This window comes from Embleya sp. NPDC008237 (genome assembly GCF_042956465.1).
In the GTDB taxonomy this organism is placed as follows: Bacteria; Actinomycetota; Actinomycetes; order Streptomycetales; family Streptomycetaceae; genus Embleya.
Window position 1 is genome coordinate 82,008 of record NZ_JBIBGL010000030.1, and the last position, 6,000, is coordinate 88,007.

The 6,000-nt window shown below is 69.2% G+C and carries 7 protein-coding genes; 5 read left to right on the forward strand and 2 right to left on the reverse strand.

Annotation, left to right across the window (positions count from 1 at the left end):
• Positions 1-497: 497 nt before the first annotated feature.
• From ACFZBU_RS44960 to ACFZBU_RS44970, 3 genes are all read left to right on the forward strand, one after another.
• Positions 498-896: a PRC-barrel domain containing protein gene (locus ACFZBU_RS44960; RefSeq protein ID WP_391589610.1), complete on the forward strand. Its 399-nt coding sequence runs from the start codon at positions 498-500 to the stop codon at positions 894-896.
• An 84-nt stretch (positions 897-980) separates the two neighbouring features.
• Positions 981-1,133 (forward strand): hypothetical protein, encoded by a 153-nt coding sequence (locus ACFZBU_RS44965; protein ID WP_391589611.1) that lies wholly within the window; start codon positions 981-983, stop codon positions 1,131-1,133.
• Positions 1,134-1,203: 70 nt separating this feature from the next.
• Positions 1,204-1,602 (forward strand): STAS domain-containing protein, encoded by a 399-nt coding sequence (locus ACFZBU_RS44970; RefSeq protein ID WP_391589612.1) that lies wholly within the window; start codon positions 1,204-1,206, stop codon positions 1,600-1,602.
• A gap of 89 nt (positions 1,603-1,691) precedes the next feature.
• Here ACFZBU_RS44970 and ACFZBU_RS44975 read toward each other — a convergent pair whose 3' ends face one another.
• Positions 1,692-2,750 (reverse strand): epoxide hydrolase family protein, encoded by a 1,059-nt coding sequence (locus tag ACFZBU_RS44975; protein WP_391589613.1) that lies wholly within the window; start codon positions 2,748-2,750, stop codon positions 1,692-1,694.
• A 19-nt stretch (positions 2,751-2,769) separates the two neighbouring features.
• Between ACFZBU_RS44975 and ACFZBU_RS44980 the strand changes: the two genes are divergently transcribed.
• Complete coding sequence (locus ACFZBU_RS44980; protein ID WP_391589614.1) at positions 2,770-3,330, forward strand: TetR/AcrR family transcriptional regulator; 561 nt, start codon at positions 2,770-2,772, stop codon at positions 3,328-3,330.
• 284 nt (positions 3,331-3,614) lie between these two features.
• Here ACFZBU_RS44980 and ACFZBU_RS44985 read toward each other — a convergent pair whose 3' ends face one another.
• Positions 3,615-4,862, reverse strand: coding sequence for an ROK family protein (locus ACFZBU_RS44985; RefSeq protein ID WP_391589615.1), 1,248 nt, complete (start codon positions 4,860-4,862; stop codon positions 3,615-3,617).
• A gap of 302 nt (positions 4,863-5,164) precedes the next feature.
• Here ACFZBU_RS44985 and ACFZBU_RS44990 point away from each other — a divergent pair, with 302 nt between their 5' ends.
• Positions 5,165-5,596: an ATP-binding protein gene (locus tag ACFZBU_RS44990; protein ID WP_391589616.1), complete on the forward strand. Its 432-nt coding sequence runs from the start codon at positions 5,165-5,167 to the stop codon at positions 5,594-5,596.
• Positions 5,597-6,000: the final 404 nt, after the last annotated feature.

Consider the following 6,000-nt stretch of genomic DNA (forward strand, 5'->3'; position numbering starts at 1 on the left):
CCGTTCGAAGGGCTCGACCACTCGGGTCGTCGTGTGGCGCGGTGTCGGTCACCGACCGGCACCTGCATGCGCTCCGGCAACCCTGGTGACCTGCACGTTCGACTACACCCGGCACGGCGGATTCCTGCACCGTCCCCGCGTGGGCGACCCAGGTGGGCTCCGACGCCACGGGCGTCTCCGACAGCAACGCCGGCAACGGCGGCAACGGCGGCAACGGCGGCAACAACCCTGCTCCCGGCGGCAGCGGCGACGGCAACACGACGCTCACCGGTGGCGGTGGCGGTGGCGGTGGCCGTGGCGGTGACCCGAACGCCGCCACGGTTCCGTTCCCGGGCGAGGGCGACCAAGCGTCCGAATACCGTCGCCTCCTCGGAACATGGGTGTGGGTCGGGAACGGTGGGGCAGGCGTGCGCAGAACCACTGCACGGACGAGTCCGGGCGGCGGGCTGCGGTTCGCCGTCTGCCGCGGGGGTCGTCGATACGCGAGGAGGGTTTCTGTGAGTACCGCCGACAATGTGTGGGGTCACCGACCCGAGTCCGGCTACACGGCCGGCACGAGTCTGGCCGGCTACAAGGTCGATGCCTCCGACGGTCACATCGGCAAGGTCGACAAGCACAACGACGAGGTCGACGCGTCCTACCTGGTGGTCGACACCGGTGTGTGGATCTTCGGCAAGCACGTCCTGTTGCCCGCGGGCACGATCTCGCGGATCGACACCGAGAACAAGGTCGTGCACGTCTCGCGCACCAAGGAAGAGATCAAGAACTCGCCCGAGTTCGACAAGGACAAGCACCTCGACGACCACGCGCATCGCACCCGTATCGGCGACTACTACGGCAATACAGCGCCGGGCACCCCGGGCAGCCCGGGCACCGGCCCCGCCGGAACGCCGTAACCGGCGAACGGATCCGGCTTCGATGCCGACCCGGGAGTCCGTCCGCCGCAGGCGGCGTCCATCCCCGACGGAGTCGAGATCTCGGTGGGCGATCGCGCCCCCGATCTCCTCGTCCTCCAACGCCCCGCGAACGGTCACGGCGGCCACGGCCTACGTCTGCTCGACATGCTCACCACGTGGTGGACCGTCGAACAGCACGCGGCGGGCGAACACGTCCGCGCCCGCCTTCGACGCTGAAGCGTGCGACACAACCAAATCAGCCGAGTACAACGCTGTGGACATCCCCGACCGGCAAGGCGGCGATCCGATGGGCGTGCCTGAACCCGACCTCGTTCTGACCGTGCACACGCCACGTCCGGGCGTCGCGGTCGTCGACGTTCGCGGTCACCTCGACCACCACACCGCGCCCCGACTGCGCGGGCGCGGTTTCGAGTTGATCGACCAGGGATTCCACCATGTGGTTCTGAACCTGGCCCACCTGCGGTTCTCCGACTCCACCGGCCTGGCCGTCCTGGTCGCCCTCCTCCAACGCACCCGCACGCACCAAGGCACCGTCGTCGTCGCGGCCCCACCGGAGCGACTGCGCAAGATGCTGCGTGTGACCGGCCTGTCCCTCGTCGTCGCCGAACACCACGACGTCGACCACGCCCTGGCCGCGATCGAAACCGAGGGGACCGTCGGCCCCGGGGCGCGCCACCACGTCTAGAACAGGCGTCCAGGCTTTGGCATCTTCCCGTCGTCTTCCCGTCGTTTTCCCGGCGTCGTTGCGGTGTTGGAGCGTCCGCAAGCTCCGTTTCAGCCGCCCAGCCCGACCGCACGGCGTACGTCGTCGGCGTAGGCCTCCGGCTGTTCCCAGGCCGCGAAGTGGCCGCCGGCACCGTGTTCCACATAGTCGCAAACGTTCAGGAATGCCTCGGCGTAGCTTCGCGGTTCCGGTTTGATGTCGCGTGGGAACACGGAGAGCACGGTCGGCGTGTCGATCCGGTCGGGGAGGGCGACCGGTTCGACATAGGTGGTGAACGAGGTGCCGATCGTGCCGGTGGCCCAGTAGGCGGTGACCCAGGTGAGGAGTTCGTCCGGGGTGAAGGCCGACTCGTCGGACCAGGACTCCAGTTTCTCGACGATCCATGCCGCGAGTCCGGCGGGGGAGTCGCCGAGGGCGACGGCGAGCGTGTTCGGCCGCGTCGACTGCTCCGCGATGTACCCGCCCTCGGTCCGGAACCACTGCGCCGCCCGGCCGAGGTAGGCAGCCGCGTCCGGCGCAAGCTTCGCGGGGTCGGCGGTGAGCGCACGTTGCGGGGCGATGTTCGTGAGGTGCAGGGCAGCGACCCGGTCCGGGTGTTCGGCCGCGAGGAGTTCCGCGACGGTGCCTCCCACGTCGCCGCCGGACACCGTGTACCGCGAGTAGCCGAGTTCATCCAGAGCATCCGCAACGATCCCGGCGATGCGATTGGCCGACATGCCGGGCAGGGCGAGCGGGGCCGCGAACGGGAAGCCCGGCAGCGCGGGAACCACCACATGCATGTCCGCGAGCAAAGGCAGGACGCGCTCGAATCGCAACACCGAGTCCGGCCAGCCGTGCAGCAGCACGACCACCGGGGCGCCGGGATTCGCGGACCGCTGGTGGATCACCCGCAGGTCGGTGTCGCCCGCCCGCACCGTCACCCACGGGAATCCTTCGATGCGGCGCTCGTGCACGTCCCAGTCGTATCCGCCCGCCCAGCGTTCGAGCAGTTCGTCGAGGCGGGTGCCGCTGATGCCCCGTCCCCCGTCGTCACTCCACGGGGTCGTGACACGTCGCGTCCGCCGGAGTCGTTCCCGCATCTCGTCGTCCATGTGTATCAGCGTACACATGATGTGTATGCTCGTACACATGACCTTGCGCAATGCGGCCGCCACCAGGCAGCGGATTCTGGAGCACGCACAACACCAGTTCGCCCAGCACGGTTACGCGGCGATCACGGTCAAGGGCGTGGCCGACGCGGCCGGCGTGTCCCCCAACCTCATCACGCGCTACTTCGGCGGCAAGGACGGCCTTTTCCTGGCGGCAACCCAGGTGGAGATCCCCGTCTCCGACTCCTTCGACGGCGACCGTTCCGGGCTGGGTTCGCGCCTCGCGGCAAGCATCGTCCAGCGCTGGTTCGAGGCACCCGGGAAGGATCCGCTGCTCGTGCTGCAACGTGCGTCCGGCGAGCGCCCGGAGGCGGCGGAGGCGCTGGCCACCTTCCTCGACGCCAACTCCCTGGAACCGCTGCACCGTTACCTGCGCAACAGCGGCCTCGACGACGCGGAGGCCCGCAGCCGAGCCGCAGCGATCGACGCCTTCGTGCTCGGCGTCTCGACCCGCCGCCGACTCCTGCGCTCCGAACTCGGCGACCCCGCCGACCTCCAGGCCTGGCTGAGCACCACCATCCAACGCCTCGCCGACGGGTAGTGCCCGACGACAAGAGGCCCCGAAACCCCGCTCCCAGTCGGTATCCGCAGTGCGGGATCCGGTCGGCCAGTGTGGTCATCTCGGGGTAGGCGGAGGCGAGTTGATGCTACGGGGAGCCTAGGCTCGCCGTCGGATTCGAAGCGTTGGCGGGGCATCTCCGCCCGAACGGCCGAAGGACCTGCGGGCGAGAATCCAACACCCACCGACCTGGACCGCCTGGTCGCGACGCACTGACCCGCGAAGTCCCGCGCTTCCCCTGCTCGGCGCACATTCCAGCCTCAGGCTCAGCGGGTGAGCGCTCGTGCGGTGGGCCGGCCCGGGAACCGGCCGGCGTGCGCGGTGAGGTCGTTGAGGAAGCCTTCGAGGGCGAAGGTGGCTGTTCCGAGGCACACCGGGTTGTCCGGCAGTGCGGACAGGCTCAGGGTCACCGCTCCGAACGGCTGGTCGAGTGCGTAGTGCGCCGCGGCGTTGCGGGTGGCGGTCAGCAGCGGTTCGCCGAGCCGGTCGGCGACCCAGTCGCCGAGCACGATCCTGGTCGGGTTGAGCATGTTGATCAGGGTGGCGACCGCCGCGCCCAGATAGCGGCCGGTTTCCTCGATCACTCGTTCGGCGACGGGGTCGTGTCGGCGGGCTGCCTCGGCGATGGCCTCGATGGCGGTGATCTGGTCGTCGATGGTGAGGATCGGGTGGTCCGGGTCCGTTTCGCGCAGGGTCTGCAGGATGCCGGAGGCGCCGACGTATGCCTCGACGCATCCGCGGTTGCCGCATCGGCAGGTCCGTCCGTCCATCACGAGGATGATGTGGCCCCATTCGCCGGCGCTGTTGGTGGTGCCGCGGAAGAGTGATCCGTCGATGGCCACGCCGACACCGACGCCGGTGCGCAGGGTGACGACGGCCAGGTCGTCCACGTCGCGTCCGGCGCCGAACCACAGTTCGGCAACCGTGCTGGCCTTGAGCGGGTTGTCCACGTGGAGCGGGAAGTCGAGCCGTTCGGCCAGGAGGGCCTTCATGGGTACGTCGCGCCAGTGTCCGTAGACGGCGAGGACGGAGACGCCCCCCTCGCGTTCGACCAGTCCGGGCAGGCTGACTCCGATGCCCAGTACCCGGTCGGGATCCACGTCCGGGGTGGCGAGGAGGTCCTCGACGCCCAGGGTGATGTGTTCCACCACGTCGCTCGGGGAGCTGCCCTGCGGGTCCATGCGTCGCTCGACGGTGCGCAGCGCGTTCATCGCGAGGTCGTAGAGCTCGAGGTGGACGAAGTCCTCGGAGACGTCGACGCCGACCAGCAGGCCCCGCTCGGCGTTGACCGCGAGGCGTGCCCGGGGGCGTCCGCCGCCGGAGTCCTCCCGTCCGACCTCGACGAGCACGCCGACGTCGAGGAGTTCGCCGGTCAGGTTGGCGACTGTGGCGGTGGACAGCCCGGTCGCGGTTGCGATCTGCTGCCGGCTCACGTGCTCGCCGGCCGCGTACGTGCTCTGTAGTACCTCGAACCGGTTCTGCCGGCGGATGTCCCGTGCCGTTCGCTTGAGCATGAAACTCCTGATTTCCTGATCCTCCTCTTATTCTAAGTCCCGGAAGATACTATTTACACCTATTGGACCAAGGGGTAGTTTGGATCACGGGTAGAGCCCGAAACCCCCCGGCACGGCACGGCACGACCGCCCGGCCACCGGCCGAGCTGCACGATCTGGAGGCACCCGAGATGTGCCCATACCGAAACGCCGGCGTCGTCGACGCCCCGCAGCGTCGCGTCGAGGTTGCGCCCGGCGGATCGCAGGCGAGTGTCCGGGGTCGAGTCCGCCGCCCCGCACTGTCGCTCGACCAACGGCACGCCGTGATCGCCTTGCCGGCCCAGGTCGTCCGGGTCGTCGATGCCCGCCGCTTCACGGGCGCGGTGCTCGCCCGCTGGGGCCTGGTCGGTGACGCGCGGGACTCCGCGGTTCTGATCGTCGGCGAGCTGGCCGCGAACGCGGCGCAGTACGGCCGGAGCGTCATGACGGTTCGCCTGGTCCTGGACGCCGGCGCGCCGAACGACGCCGGTGTGCTGAACATCGTGGTGGACGACCACGGGGACCACGGCGCCCGGCATCGGCCGCGGGTCTGCGACCCCGACGAGCACGGCCGGGGCTTGGACATCGTCGCAAGCCTCGCCGGCAGGGTGGACGTCGAAGACTGCGGCGCCGGCCGCACCGTCCAGGCGATGCTGCCGATCGCCGTCCCCGCCTCTCGATACTCGCGCGACAATGTTCCGGCGATGGCGGGCTGACACTGCCCGGGCACTTCCTCACCTGGCGTGTCACCTGGCGCGCCGCGCGTGACCGAGCCCCCTGCGGCCGGCGTGCAATGGATGGCGAGCCGGCCCGACAGGGGGCGGCGGTCGCTCGACCCGGTCCCGGAGCGGTGTCGGATCCGAGGCACCGGATCCAAGCAATCGACGAGTTGCGGTTCGATGGCCGGCGCCGTTGATGAGGATCCGCGGACTCGGCCGTCCGCACATCCGGTTGTTGCCTAACATTGCCTAAAGTGTTCACAAAAGTAACTGTTTCGAACATTTGCGCATGAAGAGCGCAGTGGGACCCTCACCAACGGTCCTGTTTTCCCGAAGGCATGAAGGCGGTACTGCGATGAAGCGGCACCAGATGGCATTGGCGGCGACAGGACTGTCGGCCG

Bases quoted from the DNA above. Each gene is read 5' to 3' on its own strand.
- ACFZBU_RS44970 (WP_391589612.1), top strand. From the start codon at position 1,204: ATGGGCGTGCCTGAACCCGACCTCGTTCTGACCGTGCACACGCCACGT.
- ACFZBU_RS44975 (WP_391589613.1), bottom strand. From the start codon at position 2,750: ATGTGTACGCTGATACACATGGACGACGAGATGCGGGAACGACTCCGG.
- ACFZBU_RS44980 (WP_391589614.1), top strand. From the start codon at position 2,770: ATGACCTTGCGCAATGCGGCCGCCACCAGGCAGCGGATTCTGGAGCAC.
- ACFZBU_RS44985 (WP_391589615.1), bottom strand. From the start codon at position 4,862: ATGCTCAAGCGAACGGCACGGGACATCCGCCGGCAGAACCGGTTCGAG.